Annotated in this window: 21 protein-coding genes; 17 read left to right on the top strand and 4 right to left on the bottom strand. The window is 32.7% G+C overall.

Annotated features, from left to right (window positions below):
* Positions 1-121: 121 nt before the first annotated feature.
* Both ACH2BV_RS05255 and ACH2BV_RS05260 read right to left on the bottom strand, forming a co-directional pair.
* Entirely contained in the window at positions 122-964 is an 843-nt protein-coding gene (locus tag ACH2BV_RS05255) for an alpha/beta fold hydrolase (protein WP_395049675.1), read from the bottom strand.
* 231 nt (positions 965-1195) lie between these two features.
* Positions 1196-2836 (bottom strand): FAD-dependent oxidoreductase, encoded by a 1641-nt coding sequence (locus ACH2BV_RS05260; RefSeq protein ID WP_395049676.1) that lies wholly within the window; start codon positions 2834-2836, stop codon positions 1196-1198.
* A gap of 237 nt (positions 2837-3073) precedes the next feature.
* Here ACH2BV_RS05260 and ACH2BV_RS05265 point away from each other — a divergent pair, with 237 nt between their 5' ends.
* The 17 genes from ACH2BV_RS05265 to ACH2BV_RS05345 all read left to right on the top strand — a co-directional run bounded on the left by ACH2BV_RS05265 (position 3074) and on the right by ACH2BV_RS05345 (position 15339).
* A complete protein-coding gene (locus ACH2BV_RS05265; protein ID WP_395049677.1) occupies positions 3074-3703 on the top strand; it encodes a Crp/Fnr family transcriptional regulator in 630 nt (209 codons plus the stop codon).
* A gap of 65 nt (positions 3704-3768) precedes the next feature.
* Entirely contained in the window at positions 3769-4572 is an 804-nt protein-coding gene (locus tag ACH2BV_RS05270; protein ID WP_395049678.1) for a sulfite exporter TauE/SafE family protein, read from the top strand.
* An 80-nt stretch (positions 4573-4652) separates the two neighbouring features.
* The gene (locus ACH2BV_RS05275) at positions 4653-6059 is read left to right on the top strand and encodes a rhodanese-like domain-containing protein (protein WP_395049679.1); all 1407 of its coding nucleotides are present in this window, start codon (positions 4653-4655) and stop codon (positions 6057-6059) included.
* 1 nt (position 6060) lies between these two features.
* Positions 6061-6264, top strand: coding sequence for a hypothetical protein (locus ACH2BV_RS05280; protein ID WP_395049680.1), 204 nt, complete (start codon positions 6061-6063; stop codon positions 6262-6264).
* On the top strand, positions 6261-6563 hold the full coding sequence (gene trxA / locus ACH2BV_RS05285) for a thioredoxin (RefSeq protein ID WP_395049681.1): 303 nt from the start codon (positions 6261-6263) through the stop codon (positions 6561-6563). The genes ACH2BV_RS05280 and trxA overlap by 4 nt, the downstream gene beginning before the upstream one ends.
* A complete protein-coding gene (locus tag ACH2BV_RS05290) occupies positions 6563-6760 on the top strand; it encodes a DUF6132 family protein (protein WP_395049682.1) in 198 nt (65 codons plus the stop codon). The genes trxA and ACH2BV_RS05290 overlap by 1 nt, the downstream gene beginning before the upstream one ends.
* A gap of 27 nt (positions 6761-6787) precedes the next feature.
* Positions 6788-6991, top strand: a complete 204-nt coding sequence (locus tag ACH2BV_RS05295) for a DUF2892 domain-containing protein (RefSeq protein ID WP_395049683.1) — start codon at positions 6788-6790, stop codon at positions 6989-6991.
* Positions 6992-7001: 10 nt separating this feature from the next.
* Positions 7002-7304 (top strand): DUF202 domain-containing protein, encoded by a 303-nt coding sequence (locus ACH2BV_RS05300; protein ID WP_395049684.1) that lies wholly within the window; start codon positions 7002-7004, stop codon positions 7302-7304.
* A gap of 17 nt (positions 7305-7321) precedes the next feature.
* Positions 7322-7915 (top strand): methyltransferase domain-containing protein, encoded by a 594-nt coding sequence (locus ACH2BV_RS05305; RefSeq protein ID WP_395049685.1) that lies wholly within the window; start codon positions 7322-7324, stop codon positions 7913-7915.
* Positions 7916-8013: 98 nt separating this feature from the next.
* Positions 8014-8607 (top strand): TetR/AcrR family transcriptional regulator, encoded by a 594-nt coding sequence (locus ACH2BV_RS05310; RefSeq protein WP_395049686.1) that lies wholly within the window; start codon positions 8014-8016, stop codon positions 8605-8607.
* A complete protein-coding gene (locus ACH2BV_RS05315; protein ID WP_395049687.1) occupies positions 8604-9848 on the top strand; it encodes a TolC family protein in 1245 nt (414 codons plus the stop codon). Before ACH2BV_RS05310 ends, ACH2BV_RS05315 begins: the two co-directional genes overlap by 4 nt.
* Positions 9849-9944: 96 nt before the next feature.
* Positions 9945-10820, top strand: a complete 876-nt coding sequence (locus ACH2BV_RS05320; protein ID WP_395049688.1) for an HlyD family secretion protein — start codon at positions 9945-9947, stop codon at positions 10818-10820.
* Between the two features lie 16 nt (positions 10821-10836).
* Positions 10837-11124, top strand: a complete 288-nt coding sequence (locus ACH2BV_RS05325; RefSeq protein WP_395049689.1) for a cupin domain-containing protein — start codon at positions 10837-10839, stop codon at positions 11122-11124.
* A 1-nt stretch (position 11125) separates the two neighbouring features.
* Entirely contained in the window at positions 11126-12022 is an 897-nt protein-coding gene (locus ACH2BV_RS05330) for an ABC transporter ATP-binding protein (RefSeq protein ID WP_395049690.1), read from the top strand.
* Between the two features lie 84 nt (positions 12023-12106).
* A complete protein-coding gene (locus tag ACH2BV_RS05335; RefSeq protein ID WP_395049691.1) occupies positions 12107-12841 on the top strand; it encodes an ABC transporter ATP-binding protein in 735 nt (244 codons plus the stop codon).
* Positions 12842-12956: 115 nt separating this feature from the next.
* Positions 12957-14063 (top strand): ABC transporter permease, encoded by a 1107-nt coding sequence (locus tag ACH2BV_RS05340; protein WP_395049692.1) that lies wholly within the window; start codon positions 12957-12959, stop codon positions 14061-14063.
* 151 nt (positions 14064-14214) lie between these two features.
* The gene (locus tag ACH2BV_RS05345) at positions 14215-15339 is read left to right on the top strand and encodes an ABC transporter permease (RefSeq protein WP_395049693.1); all 1125 of its coding nucleotides are present in this window, start codon (positions 14215-14217) and stop codon (positions 15337-15339) included.
* Between the two features lie 250 nt (positions 15340-15589).
* Here ACH2BV_RS05345 and ACH2BV_RS05350 read toward each other — a convergent pair whose 3' ends face one another.
* Together ACH2BV_RS05350 and ACH2BV_RS05355 are read right to left on the bottom strand one after the other, a co-directional pair.
* Entirely contained in the window at positions 15590-16366 is a 777-nt protein-coding gene (locus ACH2BV_RS05350; RefSeq protein WP_395049694.1) for a hypothetical protein, read from the bottom strand.
* A gap of 212 nt (positions 16367-16578) precedes the next feature.
* The gene (locus tag ACH2BV_RS05355) at positions 16579-17160 is read right to left on the bottom strand and encodes a hypothetical protein (protein ID WP_395049695.1); all 582 of its coding nucleotides are present in this window, start codon (positions 17158-17160) and stop codon (positions 16579-16581) included.
* Between the last annotated feature and the right edge of the window lie 169 nt (positions 17161-17329).

A 17329-nucleotide genomic window follows, 5' to 3' on the forward strand; every position in this document is an offset into this window, starting at 1 on the left:
ATTGGCGGTTTAGCGACTTCAAGATACTGAATTTCAGTATCTTGACCAATATTTATTCAATTTATTTTACTTTAAATAATTGCACCCAACGGGTTAAATTTATTAATTATATAGTTAACAATCAATTATTTAATACATCAAAACCACTTAAATCAGTCAAGAACTCGCCAAGATATTTATTAAATTCTTTGGGCTGTTCCAGATTGGATACGTGACCCGCATTATCAATAATGTGAAGAATTGACCCTTTAATATTTTTATTCATAAACTCAGATTGTGCCAATGGGGTAACTTGGTCTTCTCTTCCGCAAATAATCAATGTGGGAATACTTATTTTACTTAAGGAAGAACAGGTTTCTAAATGCTCAGCAAGTGCTGCATATCCCTTACAAATAATATTTTTAGAATTAGTAAAAACAACATCACTCAATTGCTCGACTAATTTCGTTTTATTTTTTATTGAATCTTTGTGAAATACTTTTTTTATGAAACCCTCGTTAAAATTAGTTACTCCTTCAGCTTCTATTTCTTCAATAGTTTTATACCGTTTTTCCCTACCTTCGGCAGTATCTGCAATACATTGAGTATCACATAAGATCAAAGCCTCAAAGTGACTTGGAAATCTTTTTATCAAATTAAGTGCGATGTAGCCACCCATAGACAATCCACAAATAATGGCTTTATCAATGTTTAATTTGTCCATAAACTGTATTAAATCATTACCGAACATGTCAATACTAAGAGTTGATTCTTCGTCAGTTGATTTTCCGAATCCTCTGATATCAATGGCGATAGCACGATAAGAAGATTTTAAAAAATCAAGTTGACCTTTCCACATCGTTTTATCGAATGGATAACCATGCAGGAATATAATAGGAATGCTTCCGTCTCCAATGTCATCATACGATAAATTAAAGTTGTTTACATTGATTTCTAAATCGTAACCTTTAGTTTCTGTTTCCATGATAAATTATTTATAAGTCTTTTTAGTAGCTCTAGTCAGGGGTTTTTTAGGGGTCGATCAGTATTTATTACACTAGCAAACTTACTTCTAGAATTGCCCAAATACCTTACGAAATTTGTGAAAAGAATTATATAATTCACACTTTAATAACATCAAAGAATGATGCCCATCAAATAGTTCGATAATCGAATATTGATGGGCATTTCTTTTAGTTCTGATGACTATTTATTTTTAACTATTCACCGGTTTCCAAAGTCCGTAACCTCCATTGAGATTTACAGAATATATATTATTATTTCTCAATATTCTTTGTGCCAAATATCCTCTTAAACCTATCTGACAGTAAATAACATACTTTTTGCTTTTATCAAAGAAATCAAGATTTTCTCTAAATGTATCAATGTCCATATTTATGGCATTTGGAATCGCGCCACTTTCAAATTCTGTTTTGGTTCTTACGTCAATCAGAATCGCATTTTCAGTTGAAAGATACTCATCTAATTGGTCATAATTGATGAATCTTACATCGTCTTTCAGCATATTTTCGGCAACGTACCCCAGAATATTTACAGGCTCTTTGGCGGAATTATAAGGTGGTGCATAAGCAATCTCGATTTCCTGTAAATCATAAATCGTCAAATTTCCTTTTATAGCTGCAGCAATAACATCGATGCGTTTATCAACTCCTTCTTGGCCTAAGGCTTGAACTCCATATATTGTTCCATCTTCTCCAAAATTCATTTTCAAAACAATATTTGTGGCACCAGGATAATAACTGGCGTGATTTGGCCTTGTAACGGTAACGGTTCGATATGGAATATTGTAGCGTTTCAACAATTTTTCGTTGAGTCCGGTTGCTCCAACGGTCAGGTCGAAGAATTTTATAATCGAAGTTCCCAAAGTTCCTTTGTATGAAATTTTGTTTCCTCTAGTAATATTATCGGCAACGATTCGTCCTTGACGATTAGCTGGCCAAGCAAGCGGAATCAAAACTTTTGCCTGATTGATATAATGCGACACTTCTACGGCATCGCCTACGGCATAAATAGCTGCGTCAGAAGTTTGCATAAACTCGTTTACAACAATTCCTCCAGTAATACCTATTTCTAGTCCGGCAGCTTTGGCCAAACCATTTTCGGGTTTTACTCCAATAGCAAAAACGACTGCATCAGCCAGAATGGTTTTGCCATTATTCAATTTTAATTCAATTTCATTGCCTTTGTCTTCGAAAGCATCAACACCAGTATTGACGAGAATATTTAGATTTTTTGCAGCGGCGTGATGTTGTACCATTTTAGCGAATTCATAATCAACCGGAGCCATAACTTGGTTTCCCAATTCAATAACAGTCACGTTGAGCTCTTTTTCAACCAGATTTTCGGCCACTTCCAGACCAATAAAACCACCACCTACAACAGCAATATTCTTTAGATTCCTGGTTTTAGCAATGATTCTGTCCATATCAGCAACATTTCGAAGCGTCATTATTTTATCTGAATCAATTCCTGGAATATTGGGTCTGAACGGTTCTGCACCGGGAGATAATAATAATTTATCGTAGGATTCAGTATAAATTTCTTTTGTAATTAAGTTTGTGACTTCAACTGTTTTATCTTCTTTATTTATTTTTAAAACTTCATTGAAAACACGTACATCCAATTTAAATCTTGTTTTTAAAGAAGTGGGTGTATGTAGTAATAATTTAGACCGCTCCACAATTACGCCACCGATATGATAGGGAAGACCACAGTTTGCAAAACTGACGTGTTCTCCTTTTTCAAAAATAATAATTTCATTTTCTTCACTTAATCTTCTTAATCTTGCTGCTGCAGTCGCTCCTCCGGCAACTCCGCCTATAATAAGTATTTTCATCTGTAGATTATTGATTGTATTAAATATGATGCAAATTTCGAAAAACTTATCATAGCCATTTGTAGCTTTTGTTACATAAAACCAAATGTTTTAAATAAAAATTGAGTTTCGTTATAAATCGTTGGGAATTCAATAAAAAACCGTTAAAATGCAAATTTGAGACAAAGTGTTTTCTGATTTTTCTATTTAAAGTGGAAATTTTTAGCGAAATTTACGCCAATAAACTACAGACTTATAATGAAAGATTTACTCAAACAAACTTACGGATTTATATTTGAAGAGAAATTAATTGATGAAATAACCGAAGTTTCTTTATTGAGAGATTTTAAAGAAGGGGATGTATTGATTGATTTTGGTGATTCTATCAGAAAGATGCCTTTGTTGATAAAAGGAGCTATCAAGATATTGAGAGAAGATTTTGATGAAGGAGAATTGTTACTGTATTTTATTGAAAAAGGGGATACTTGTGCGATGACAATGGCATGTTGTTTAGGGGAAACAAAAAGCGAAATCAGAGCTGTAGCCGAAACTAATGGCATCCTGGTAATGATACCGGTTATCAAAATGGAAGAGTGGTTAGGAAAATATAAAAGCTGGCGAAACTTTGTTTTTAACAGTTACAACAATCGTTTAAAAGAAATGCTTTCAGCCATTGATAATCTGGCTTTTATGAATATGGATGAACGATTATTGAATTATCTAAATGACAAGTCTAAAATCAATCATTCCAATGAAATTCAAGCGACACATCAAGAGATTGCATACGACTTGCATACGTCCAGAGTTGTTGTTTCACGTTTGTTAAAAGCATTGGAAAACAGAGGTAAAATCAGCTTAAACAGGGCTTCAATTGTCTTGCTGAATTAGAGGTAACATTTGTTACAAAAATAAGGTTATTAAAGACTTATTTTTGTATCTGTAAATTTTTATAAATGGAAATATCTCAAATAATTGGATACATTTTAGCGGTTTTTGTAGGTATGACGCTAGGGATGTTAGGAAGTGGCGGCTCTATTCTTTCGGTTCCGATTTTAGTTTATGTTATGGGCATCGAACCTACATTGGCAACAGCTTATTCTTTATTTATTATTGGCACAACCTCTTTAGTTGGAGGAATTCATAAGGCTAAACAAAAATTAGTTGATTTCAATAAAGTTGTTTTATTTGGTATTCCGGCAGTAATTTCGGTTTTTATCACCAGAAAAATTCTGGTTCCCAGAATTCCGGATATTATTTTTTCGACAGGAAGTTTCACTTTGAGCAAGTCCATTCTTATTATGATCGTGTTTGCTATTGTAATGATTTTTGCTTCGGTCAGAATGATAAAACCTTTGAAAGAAAGAACTATTACAGATGGTTTAAAACTCAATTATTACAAAATAGCATTACTGGGAATTCTTATCGGTCTTATTTCTGGATTTGTTGGAGCCGGAGGTGGATTTTTGATTGTTCCCACTTTATTGTTTTTTGTAAAAATTCCAATGAAGATGGCAGTTGGAACCTCACTTTTTATTGTTTCATCTCAATCTTTAATTGGATTTGTGGGAGACATAATGGGAGACCAAATCATTGATTGGGAGTTGTTACAACTCTTTACATTAGCATCAATTATTGGGATTTTTATTGGAAGTTTCCTCTCTAAAAAAGTGGAAGATGAAAAACTCAAAACTGGTTTTGGTTGGTTTGTTCTTGCAATGGGAATTTACATTATCATTAAAGAACTTTTTATGTCATAATAATTTCCTAAAATGTTGCTTCTGAGATAGAAAGGAATTAAAAAATTAAATAAATTTACAATATAAATACACTTTGAAATATGAAAATTAAACAAATTTATACTGGTTGTTTAGCACAGGGTGCCTATTATATAGAGAGTAAAGGAGAAGTTGCTATCATAGATCCATTGCGTGAAGTACAGCCTTATATTGATAAAGCCAATAAAAATAACGCAAAAATCAAGTATATTTTTGAAACTCATTTCCACGCAGATTTTGTTAGTGGTCACGTTACTTTAGCGCAAAAAACGGGAGCTCCAATAATATTTGGGCCAACAGCCAATCCTAGTTTCGAGGCTCATATTGCCACTGATGGCGAAGTTTTTGAATTGGGAGAAATTACGATAACTGTTTTGCATACACCCGGACATACATTGGAAAGTTCTTGTTATCTTTTGAAAGATAAAAATGGTAAAGATTACGCACTTTTTAGTGGTGACACGCTATTTTTAGGGGATGTTGGTCGTCCTGATTTAGCCCAAAAAGCTGCAAATATGACTCAAGAGCAATTAGCAGGAATTTTGTTTGATAGTTTAAGAAACAAGGTGATGACTCTGGCTGATGATGTTATTGTTTACCCGGCTCATGGTGCAGGAAGTGCTTGCGGCAAAAATTTGAGCAAGGAAACAATAGGCTCTATAGGTGAGCAAAAGCGAATAAATTATGCGCTTCGTGCCAATATGACAAAAGATGAATTTATTAAGGAAGTTACGGATGGTTTATTGCCTCCGCCAGCTTATTTCCCAATGAATGTGAAACTTAATAAAGAAGGTTATGAAAATGTTGAAGATATCATCAGTGAAGCAAAAGCTTATGATGCCAAAACTTTTGAATTTGTTGCTAATGAAATCGATGCTGTAATTCTTGATGTGCGTCATCAGGATGATTTTGCCAAAGGGCATATTCCAAAATCTATTTTTATAGGCATCGATGGTGATTTTGCACCTTGGGTTGGTGCTTTAATTCCAGACATAAAACAGCCAATACTTTTAGTAACATCAGTTGGCAGAGAAGAGGAGAGCATCACACGTTTAGCACGAGTAGGTTATGATAATACATTAGGATATTTGAAAGGTGGATTTGATACTTGGAAAAACGCAGGAATGGAATATGATACTGTGAATTCAGTTTCAGCTGAGACTTTAGAAGAAATAATGGAAGAAAAAATTCCGGTTTTCGATGTCAGAAAAGAAGGAGAATATAAGGCTGAGCATATTGTCGATGTTCCGTCAACGCCATTGGATTTTATTAATGACCATTTAGCTGAATTTCCAAAAGAAGAAGAATTCTATTTGCATTGTGCCGGCGGATATCGTTCCATGATTGCGGCCTCAATACTAAAAGCAAGAGGGTATCATAATGTAATTAACGTTATAGGAGGATTTGCCGCTATTAAAAAAACTGCGATTAAAACAACAAATTATGTATGTCCAACAACATTGAAATAAAATGAAAAATTTACTATTTACAAATTGGCATTTAATGCGTTGGGCTCGATTAGCTTTTGCGCTGTTTCTCTTTGTTCAGGCTTATACAACCCACGAGTGGTTTTTTATAGCTTTTGGTTTGTTTTTTTTATTCCAGGTAATTTTCAATTTAGGCTGTGGACCAAATGGCTGCGCAGTTCCAAACAATAAATATTCAAAAAAATGAGCAATAGTTTTGAAAATATTATCAAATCGGAAAAACCAGTTTTGCTTGATTTTTTCGCTACTTGGTGCGGACCTTGCAAAATGCTTGCGCCAATTTTAAAAGAGGTAAAAGACAGTTTAGGAGAACGAATTACTATCCTAAAAATTGATGTGGACAAGAACCAAGAATTGGCAGCAAAATATCAGGTTCGAGGAGTTCCTACAATGGTTTTGTTTCAAAACGGGAAGCAATTATGGCGTCAATCGGGAGTTTTAGCCAAAGAAGAAATTTTAAAAACGATATTAGAAAAAAGCAACTAATGATTAAAAAAGTAATAATCATCACAGGAATAGGAATAGTAGTTGGAGGAATTGCAGGCTATCTTTACTACTTTTATGTGGGTTGTGCTTCCGGAACCTGTGCAATAACATCAAGACCTTTGAATAGCACTTTGTATGGTGCATTAATGGGCGGATTGGTATTCAATTTATTTGTAAAAACACCAAAAAAATCTTAATATTTTAACCAATTAAATTCAAAAATCATGAAAAAAAACATGGGTTCAACAGACAAAATTATCCGCATTTTTATTGCTCTTGTAATTGTGGGTTTGTGGTACAAGGAAATAATTAGTGGAACAATTGCTACAGTTTTTGGAGTATTTGTTATTATCTTTTTACTTACAAGTTTAATCAGTTTTTGCCCGTTATATTTACCTTTCGGTATAAATACCTCCCAAAAACCTTAATGAAAATTGAATGAAAACTGAAAGTCCAATAAATAAAGATCTTATTTTGAGAGAGCGATTGGCTTTGCAAAGAACAATCTTAGCCAATCAATCTACTTTTTTAGCTTTTTTGCGAACATCAATGTATTTTTTTATTGCTGGTTTAAGTTTGGAAAGTTTGTTGAAAGTGGCTAACAGTTTTGTTATTGAATCTTTCTTTTTTATAATTTCAGTCTTAATTTTTTTTATTGGGGTATTCAACTTTTTCAAGCAAAAAAAAATGATTATTGACAGCGAGAAAAATATTGGAAATTATAAAAATGAATATTTATAAAAGAGAATCAATCAAATATGGCGTCAAATGAAAAACGACTTGATCAGGAATTTTGGAATAATCTTTATATTTCCCAAGATACTGGTTGGGATTTAGGACAAGTTTCTCCTCCAATAAAAGAATACATTGACACATTAAAAAACAAGAATATTAGCATTTTAATTCCGGGTTGTGGCAATTCTCACGAAGCAGAATACCTTTTAAATCAAGGGTTTACTGATATTACTGTAATTGATATTGCGCCAATATTAGTTGAAAGCCTTCAAAAAAAATTCAAGAGCAATCCCAATATTAAAATTATCTTGGGAGATTTCTTTGAGCATCAAGGAAAATATGATTTGATATTAGAACAGACTTTCTTCTGTGCCTTACTGCCATCTATGCGGCAAAAATATGTATTGAAAATGCAACAAATTTTATCTGAAAACGGAAAATTAGTTGGCTTATTGTTTAATAAAACCTTTGAAGGAGGACCACCTTTTGCAGGAAGCCAAGCGGAATATGAGAAGCTTTTTAAAAATAATTTTGATTTTTTAAAAATGAAGTTGTGCCAAAATTCAATTAAACCAAGAGCCAATTCTGAATTGTTTATTGAATTTCAAAAAAAATAGTATTCCACTATAAATTAAATCTAAAAGTATTTCATCACGGAATACTTTTTTTATTTATCTTTGTTAACCAAATGGTTAAACCATATAGTTAATAAATAATGACAACGGAAGAAAAAATATTCAATGCCGCCCGGGTTGTATTCCAAAAGAAAGGATTTTCCGGTGCACGAATGCAGGAAATAGCGGATGAAGCAGGCATCAATAAAGCAATGCTTCATTATTGTTTTAAGAATAAAGAGTTGCTGTTCAAAGCCGTTTTTATGAATGCTTTTAGCCAATTAGCACCACAAATCAATGAAATTTTCAATTCAGAAGATACCGTTTTTGATAAAATCAAAAAATTCACACATAGTTACATTTCATTTGTAATGCTGAATCCTTATTTGCCACCCTTTGTAATCCAGGAAATGAACAACAATCCGGAGTTTGTAATGTCATTTTTAAACCATGCTAACCGTCCTAATCCAACTGTTTTAATTTCACAAATCGAAAAAGAAATCGCTAACGGAATCATAAAACCCGCGAATCCAAAACAACTTCTTCTCGATATTTTTTCAATGACAGTTTTTCCCTTTGCGGCTCAAATGATGGTCAAGGGAATGATACAAATTTCAGATGCAGAATTCAATCTAATGATGGAAGAACGAAAAACTAGCATTGCCGAACAAATTATTAATTCCATAAAAAGATGAAACGAATACTAATTACAACATTTTTATTGGTTGCATTATATTCCAATGCACAGCAAAAATTGACCTTGGAAGATTGTTACACCTTGGTACAAAAAAATTATCCAACCGCTAAACAAACTGATTTATTGCAACAAAAATCAGTTTTTGAAATTGATGCAATCAATAAAGGAAAACTCCCGAAAATAGACTTGATTGCTCAAGGAACCTACCAAAATCAGGTTACCTCAGTTCCGCTTCAAACAATAGAGCCTGTCAATAAAGACCAATATAGAGCAAATATCGATGTTAATCAATTAATTTATAACGGAGGATTGATTGATGCTAATACCAAACTTAAACAAGCTCAAACTAAAACCCAACAGCAACAAGTTGATGTCAATTTATACCAACTTAAATCAGAAATAAACCAGTTTTATTTTTCTATTTTATTATTACAGGAACGAAAAAGTATTTTGCTTTCAAAGCAAGAACAATTGGTTTCCAAAATACAGGAAGTAAAAGCAGGAATCAAATTTGGAGCCATTCTGCCTACATCAGAAAAAGTGTTGGAAGCCGAAAACTTGAAAATAAAGCAACAACTTTCAGAAATTCAATTTGACAAAAAGAGACTTTTTGAAAACCTTTCCTCACTTACTTATACAACTATTCCTGAAAATTCAACTTTAGAAAAAGTTACCGTGATTCCAACTATTGCTGATACAAACAATCGCCCTGAATTGAAATATTTTGAACTGCAAGACCAACAAATTGAAGCTTCAAAAAGAGTGATTTCGAAAAATAATTTACCAAAAATAAATGCCTTTGGAACTGCCGGTTATGGAAATCCAGGACTGAATATGATCGACAATTCATTTCAGCCTATTTTTATGGTGGGATTAAGGGCCAATTGGAATGTCTTTGATTGGAATAAATCTAAAGCCGAAAAAGATGCTCTTACCGTCTCTGCTGATATTTTAGCAACTGAAAAGGAAGCTTTTTTACTCAACAATACAATGCAATTGCAAGGAATTGATAATGAAATAAAAAAATCGGAAGAGATTATTGCCACTGATATTGAAATTATAAATTTAAGAGAATATGTGGTTCAGTCAGCAAATTCCCAATTAAAGAATGGTGTTATCACGGCTTCAGAATATTTAGTAGAATTCACGAATTTATACGAGGCCAAAACCAATCAGAAAATTCATGAAATTCAATTGGATTTAGCTAAAGCGAATTATCAAGTTAGTAAAGGTTACTAAAAATTATTTTAAATTACGAATTTTAAATTTTAAATGTTTTGAAACTCTCATCAATCATTTATGATTTAGAATTTAAAAACACAAAATATAACAAAAATGAAAAAAATAATCACACTTTTAATTCTGACAAGTTTAATTTCTTGCAACAAAAAAAACGACAAAGCTGATGGTTACGGCAATTTTGAAGCAACCGAAGTCACCATTTCGGCGGAAGCCAACGGAAATATAAAATATTTAAAATTAGAAGAAGGCGTTATTCTGGAACCCAATTTTCAAGTAGGTCTGGTAGATACCACCCAATTGTATTTCAACAAACAACAATTAATTACTTCAAAAAACACTGTTTTTTCAAAATCTTCCAATGTTTTGTCGCAAAAAAGTGTTTTACAGGAACAACTTAAAACGGCACAGATTGAGAAAAACAGAATTCAAAATATGTTTGCCGAAAATGCTGCCACCAAACGCCAAGTAGATGAAATTGATGGAAAAGTTAAAGTCATTCTTGAGCAAATAAAAAGTGTAGAAACCCAGAATTCACCCATCGTAAACGAAGTAAAATCTATCGATGTCCAAATAGAAAAGATAAATGACCAAATTCAAAAAAGCAAAATCATCAATCCAATTAAAGGAACAGTTTTGGCCAAATATACGGAACCTAATGAAGTTACCGCTTTTGGAAAACCAATCTATAAAATCGCCGATATATCAGAAATGACATTGCGAGTTTATGTGAGTGAAACCCAACTATCCAAAATAAAAGTTGGACAAAATGTAAACGTAAAAATTGATGCTGAAAAAGAGATGAAATCTTTCCCAGGAACTATTTCCTGGATTGCATCTACTGCTGAATTCACACCAAAAATAATTCAAACCAAGGAGGAACGTGTAAACTTGGTTTATGCAGTGAAAGTAAAAGTAAAAAACGACGGAACTTTAAAAATAGGAATGCCTGCCGAAATGTGGATTAAATAATTTAAAAAATAAAATAATGAACTTAAAAAACCTGCACACAGATAATAAACTTGTACAAACCCAAGTGATTTTTGCAGCCGAAGAAGGCAAAGTAATTTCCTTGCATATTGCATCAGGAGGACAGTTAAAAGAACACATTACAAAAGTTCCTGCGCTATTAGTTTGTATATCAGGCGATGCTGTTTTTCAAGATGAAAAAGGTAAATCAATTCCATTAAAATCAGGAGATTATGTAAACATTGAAGCCAATGTAAAACATTTGGTTGATGCTAATGAAAATAGTGACTTTTTAGTGATTAAATAAAATGAGTATCCAAGTCCAAAATATCTCCAAATCCTACAACAAAATCAAAGCTGTTGAAGCCATTTCTTTTGAAGTAAAAGAAGGAGAATTATTTGGATTGATTGGACCCGACGGAGCAGGGAAGACCACTATTTTCAGAATCTTGACCACGCTTTTATTGGCCAATGAAGGTTCAGCATCGGTAGCCGGTTATGATGTTGTGAAAGGGTATAAACACATCCGGAATTCCGTAGGTTATATGCCCGGGAAATTCTCTTTGTACCAAGATTTATCCGTAGAGGAAAACCTGACTTTTTTTGCCACAATTTTCGGTACAACAATCGAAGAGAATTATGATTTAATTAAAGATATTTATATTCAAATTGAACCCTTCAAAACGAGAAGGGCAGGAGCACTATCCGGTGGAATGAAACAGAAATTAGCTTTGTGTTGTGCCTTGATTCACAAACCAAAAGTGCTTTTTTTGGACGAACCGACCACAGGAGTTGATCCCGTTTCCCGAAAAGAATTTTGGGAAATGCTCAAGCGATTGCAGCAAAAAGGAATCACGATTTTAGTTTCCACCCCTTATATGGATGAGGCTGCGCTCTGTGACCGGATTGCGTTAATCCAAAAAGGGAGAATTCTTAAAATCGATACGCCTGAAAATATCATCAAGAAATACGATAAAACTATTTACGATGTTCAGGCAAAAAACATGCACCAATTGATTCTGGATTTAAAGAGTTATCCAAGTCAGTACAGTGTTTTTGCCTTTGGCGATTACATTCATTATATCGATAAAAAAGGAGATTTTAATCCAATGAATTTACAAGAATATCTAGAAAATAATAAGCATTCTGAAATTGAAATTCGTGTTTCAAAACCAACAATTGAAGACGTTTTTATGGACTTATAAATAATTGCGAATTATAAATTACGAATTACAAATTGAAAAAAGTGTGTTTGAAAACGAGATTGTTTCAGGCCTCAAAATGAAAATATGAACAAAGAAAAAATCATAGAAGTACAAAATCTAACCAAGCAATTTGGCAACTTCACTGCTGTCAAAAGTATTTCTTTTGATGTCTATAAAGGAGAAGTTTTTGGTTTTCTAGGTGCTAACGGTGCCGGAAAAACCACGGCTATGAAAATGCTCATCGGGATTTCAAAACCCACTTCAGGTGAAGCCCTTGTTGCAAGATTTAACGTGAAAACCAATACTGAAATGGTTAAAAGAAGCATTGGTTATATGAGCCAAAAATTCTCTATGTATGACGATTTAACAATCAAAGAAAACATTACTTTTTTTGGTGGAATTTACGGATTGAGCAGGATGCAAATAAAAGAAAAAACAGCCAAATTAGTCCAAGAATTGGGTCTTGAAGAATCAATTGATAAACTGGTTGGTTCATTGCCATTGGGTTGGAAACAGAAATTATCATTTTCAGTTGCCTTAATGCACGAGCCAAAAATCGTGTTTCTCGATGAACCAACAGGAGGAGTAGATCCTATTACCCGAAGACAATTTTGGGAAATGATTTATGCTGAAGCCAATAAAGGAACAACCATTTTCGTGACCACGCATTATATGGACGAAGCCGAATATTGCGATCGGGTTTCCATTATGGTCGAAGGAGTAATCGAAGCGCTTGACACACCAAAAAATCTGAAAAAGAAATACAATGTGGCTTCTATGAATGATGTTTTTTTGAAATTGGCCAGAAATGTTGAGTAGATTTTTTGGGAGAAAGAGGAAAGAAGCAAGAAGCTAGAGACAAGAAGCAAGAAGCAAGAGGAAAGAGAAAATGTTTTCATAATTTGAAACTTTAATCTTCAAATAAACATAATAAATGAAAAGATTCATCGGTTTTGTAACAAAAGAATTCTATCACATATTTCGTGACAAACGAACGATGTTCATTCTTTTCGGGATGCCAATTGCTCAAATTATGTTATTTGGTTTTGCTATTACCAACGAAATCAACAATGTCAATATTGCCGTTTTTGATAAATCAAAAGATACCGAAACACAAAAAATAATCAACAAAATCAGTGCTTCCAGCTATTTTAAAATTGAAGAGAATATTACCAATGAAAACCAAATCGAAAGCGTTTTCAAAAAAGGGAAAGTTAAAGCCGTTTTGGTATTCGAAAAAGATTTTATTAAAAATATGCAAACACACAAACATGCCAAAGTGCAAGTGATTACGGACGCTACTGATCCCAATGTTGCCAATACCATCACTAATTACGTCAACGCCATTTTACTAAATTACACCCAGGAAATCAATAAAAACAACAAGACTAGTCACCAAATACAAACGCAAACCCAACTCTATTACAATCCTGAATTGAAAAGTGTTTTCACCTTTGTTCCTGGCGTAATGACCATTATTTTGATGTTGGTTTCTGCGATGATGACTTCTATTTCGATTACGAGGGAAAAGGAATTGGGCACGATGGAAGTACTTTTAGTTTCTCCCATAAAACCTTTTCAGGTTATCATTGGCAAAGTTTTTCCTTATATCTTCTTGTCCATAATCAACGCAACAATTATCCTGCTTTTGGGCTTTTTTGTATTCCAAATGCCAGTCGAAGGAAACTTGTTTTTATTGGCTTTCGAAAGTATATTGTTTATCACCACGGCACTTTCGTTAGGCATATTAATTTCGACAGTTTCTAACTCGCAACAAACCGCAATGATGCTTTCGCTGATGGGATTAATGCTGCCCGTCATCATCCTTTCGGGATTTATTTTCCCCGTTTCCAGTATGCCGTTGCCCTTGCAAATCATAAGCAATATTATTCCCGCCAAGTGGTTTATTATCATCATAAAAGCGTTGTTGCTTAAAGGAGCAACCCTAAGCGTGATATGGAAAGAAACCTTAATTCTTATCGGAATGACAGTGTTTTTTATTGCAGTGAGTATTAAGAAATATAAAATAAGATTGGAGTAGAAAAGAGAAAATAGAGTAAAGAAGAAAGAAAATAGATGATAGACAAAAAAATCATTTGGAATTTGTTCAATTCTTTTTACCTGCCTGTCGGCAGACAGGTCAGTGGGCAAAAAAAAACTTTGTGACTTTGCTTCTTCGTGGCAAATAAAATATGAAAACAATACTATTCATTATCCAAAAAGAGTTCCGACAAATCTTTAGAAATAAAGGAATGCTTCCCATTATATTTGTTTTGCCATTGGTTCAATTACTCATTTTATCGAATGCAGCCAGTTTTGAAATCAAGAATGTCAAATTCTCCTATATTGATAATGATCATTCTGTGGCTTCCAGAGAATTGATTTCAAAATTTGAAGCGTCGAAATATTTCAAAATCATCGAAAGTTTTTCATCTAAAAAAGAAGCCGATTTGCAAATGCAAACCGGAAAAGTCGATGTAATTCTCGAAATTCCCAATCATTTTGAACGCGATTTAATCAAGGAGAATAGTGCTAATTTATCCGTAAGTATTAACGCTATTGATGGAGCGGCAGCAGGAGTGGAGAATGTTTATATTTCCCAAATCATAAACGGTTTTAACCAAAAAATTCAAACGCAATTGTATCAATACAACGAGATTTCTTATATACAACCAGTAAATATTGTCACGATTCCTTCGTTTTGGTACAACAATACCTTGAACTATAAAACCTTTATGGTTCCAGGGATTTTAGTATTGTTGGTGACGATGATCACACTTTTTTTGTCTTCAATGAACATCGTTAGGGAAAAAGAAATTGGCACCTTAGAACAAATCAACGTGACACCCATTCATAAACACCAGTTTGTCATTGGGAAGTTGTTTCCTTTTTGGGTTTTGGGATTGGTAATTTTGACCGTAGGTTTAATCATCGCCAAAGTCGTTTTCAGCGTTCCTATTTTAGGAAGCATTGGGTTGATCTATTTCTTTACTTCGATTTATTTATTGGTTATTCTCGGCATTGGATTAATTATCTCCAACAATTCCGATACCCAGCAACAAGCGATGTTTATTGCCTGGTTTTTCTCCGTGATTTTTATATTGATGAGCGGATTATTCACGCCCATCGAAAGTATGCCGGTCTGGGCTCAAAACCTGACCTTGCTTAACCCAATCCGTTATTTTGTGGAGATTATCCGCATGGTGATGCTCAAAGGGGCGACTTTCTCGGATATATCGAGACCGTTTTTCATAATTGTTTTCTATGCTTTAGCATTGAATGGAATTGCAGTTTGGACTTATAGGAAAGTGAATTAGAAATTGTTTTGTCTGCTCACAAGCTGTGCGAAGTCTCCCGACTTCGTACCCATTTTCATTTGCAGTTACAATTTGTTGCTATTTATATGAGCCGTGGTTTGTTTCCTGTGTTTGTTGCTTATTGAAATAGAATGCAGAGCAATCCGACGTTTAACAACATTTGTTTTTTATGGAACACTTCAAGGGGCGGGGGCGGGAAGGTTTTATTCTATTTTAAATGCATTTTGTATTTTAAATACTTTTTTGGTAATTAAATACCTAGCAATTCAGATAATTGATATTCAACACTTAAAATGTCTAAATTATTCTTTTCATATTTTAGTAAAGAATAAAACGACTGCACAATCCAATCTGTTATAACATAATCAATTTCATTTTTTAACGCTTTTGTTTGCTCATCTTTTATACCATATCCATATCCAATTTTTTCCAAACCATTTTTTTGTATTGCTATATTTTGGAAATCTTCTAATTCTGTATTGTTTATTAGATATTCAATTGTATTGAAATTTCTAAAATTATCAACATTATCTCCAGGCAACAAATCTAAAAGAATTGAAACCATTTTCTTGTTTTCTACTTTAGCTATTGTTCCCATATATAGAAGGAATCTTGATAAGACTATACTATACCAACTTAAACTTAAAGAATGCCCATAAGTCATCTTTTCATTTCCTATACTAATTCTGTCTGAGTAATAAAATTCCTTAGTTATTCCAATTTGTTTTAAAATATTTTTGCCGTTTTCTAAAGCAATATTCGTATAGTTAAAGTTTAAAATTCCTGTTGGTGCAATTAAATTTTTTTCAATATTTTCAATTATATATTTTTGAATTTGTAATTTCCTTTTTAAAGTTCTTGTATTCTTAAATTGAGCAAGTCTTGTTAATTTATCTCTTTTAATATAAAAGAAATATACCAGAACAATGCAAATGTATTTTTCTTTTGAGTTATGTATTAATTCAGAAGGTGAAGTATCAACAAAAGCAATAGCAAATTCATTTGGTGAAAGTTGTTCTCTTTTCATATATGCAAGTTATTAATACATAGGTTTATCGAAGTTATCGAACAAATAATAAAGAGACTTGACAAAATTATCTAGTCTATTAAGAGTTTCCTTACTTCATAAATATTACTATATACCTCTGCTGCTTTAGTTCCACAGTTATAGGTTATAGATACAAAGTCGGAAAACTTTGCAAAGTAAAAGATTTTGAAAAACACTTTGGTATGCGGGATTTAAAAGTCCCGTTTTTTTAGTTCTTTTTTAACTTCATAACTAGGAGTTATATTTAGCCATAAATATGTATTATAATAATTGTCATTACATTTATAAGAACTAACAAAATTCTGTTTTGTAAAATTTCTTATCGTAAATGAAGCAAAACTTCTTGTATTTTCAAAAGCAATATCAACACCAGTGCCATTAAGTCTATTTAGTTCTTCTTGAATTAATTTAAATGTTTCTCTATCGGTTGTCCCTTTTTGTAATCTATCGTCTACTTTTGCGAATTGAATTCCTGAAATATCCCATCCTCCAAGAATTGGAGCCATTTTTTTTTCAATTAGTGCATCAAATATAAATTTGATTTTATCTAATTTATAAGAAACAGGTATGTTTTTTTCACAAGTTCCTCTTGAATAGTCGTCATTTGGCCCATAAACTATATATAAAACTTTAATTAATATACCATTTGAAAATTCATATATTAATTTACAATTTATTTCATCATTTAATTCAATATTATAAACTAGTTCATTAGAATTTTCGCTAAAAGGAATTATTGTTTTTTCTGCCTTTTTGACCTCGTTTAAAGTCATCCCCCAATTAGATTTCCTAACGTCAAAATATTCTTGCGCAAATAGAATACTTGGAAATATTAAAATAAATAATAACCCGTTGGGTGCAATTAAATTATTTGTGTTTTAATATTGTTTATTGGTCTTTCAAAAATAAATTTATTGATGAATTGCACCAAAGTTAATGCTG

This window comes from Flavobacterium sp., from assembly GCF_043780635.1.
Lineage (GTDB): Bacteria > Bacteroidota > Bacteroidia > Flavobacteriales > Flavobacteriaceae > Flavobacterium.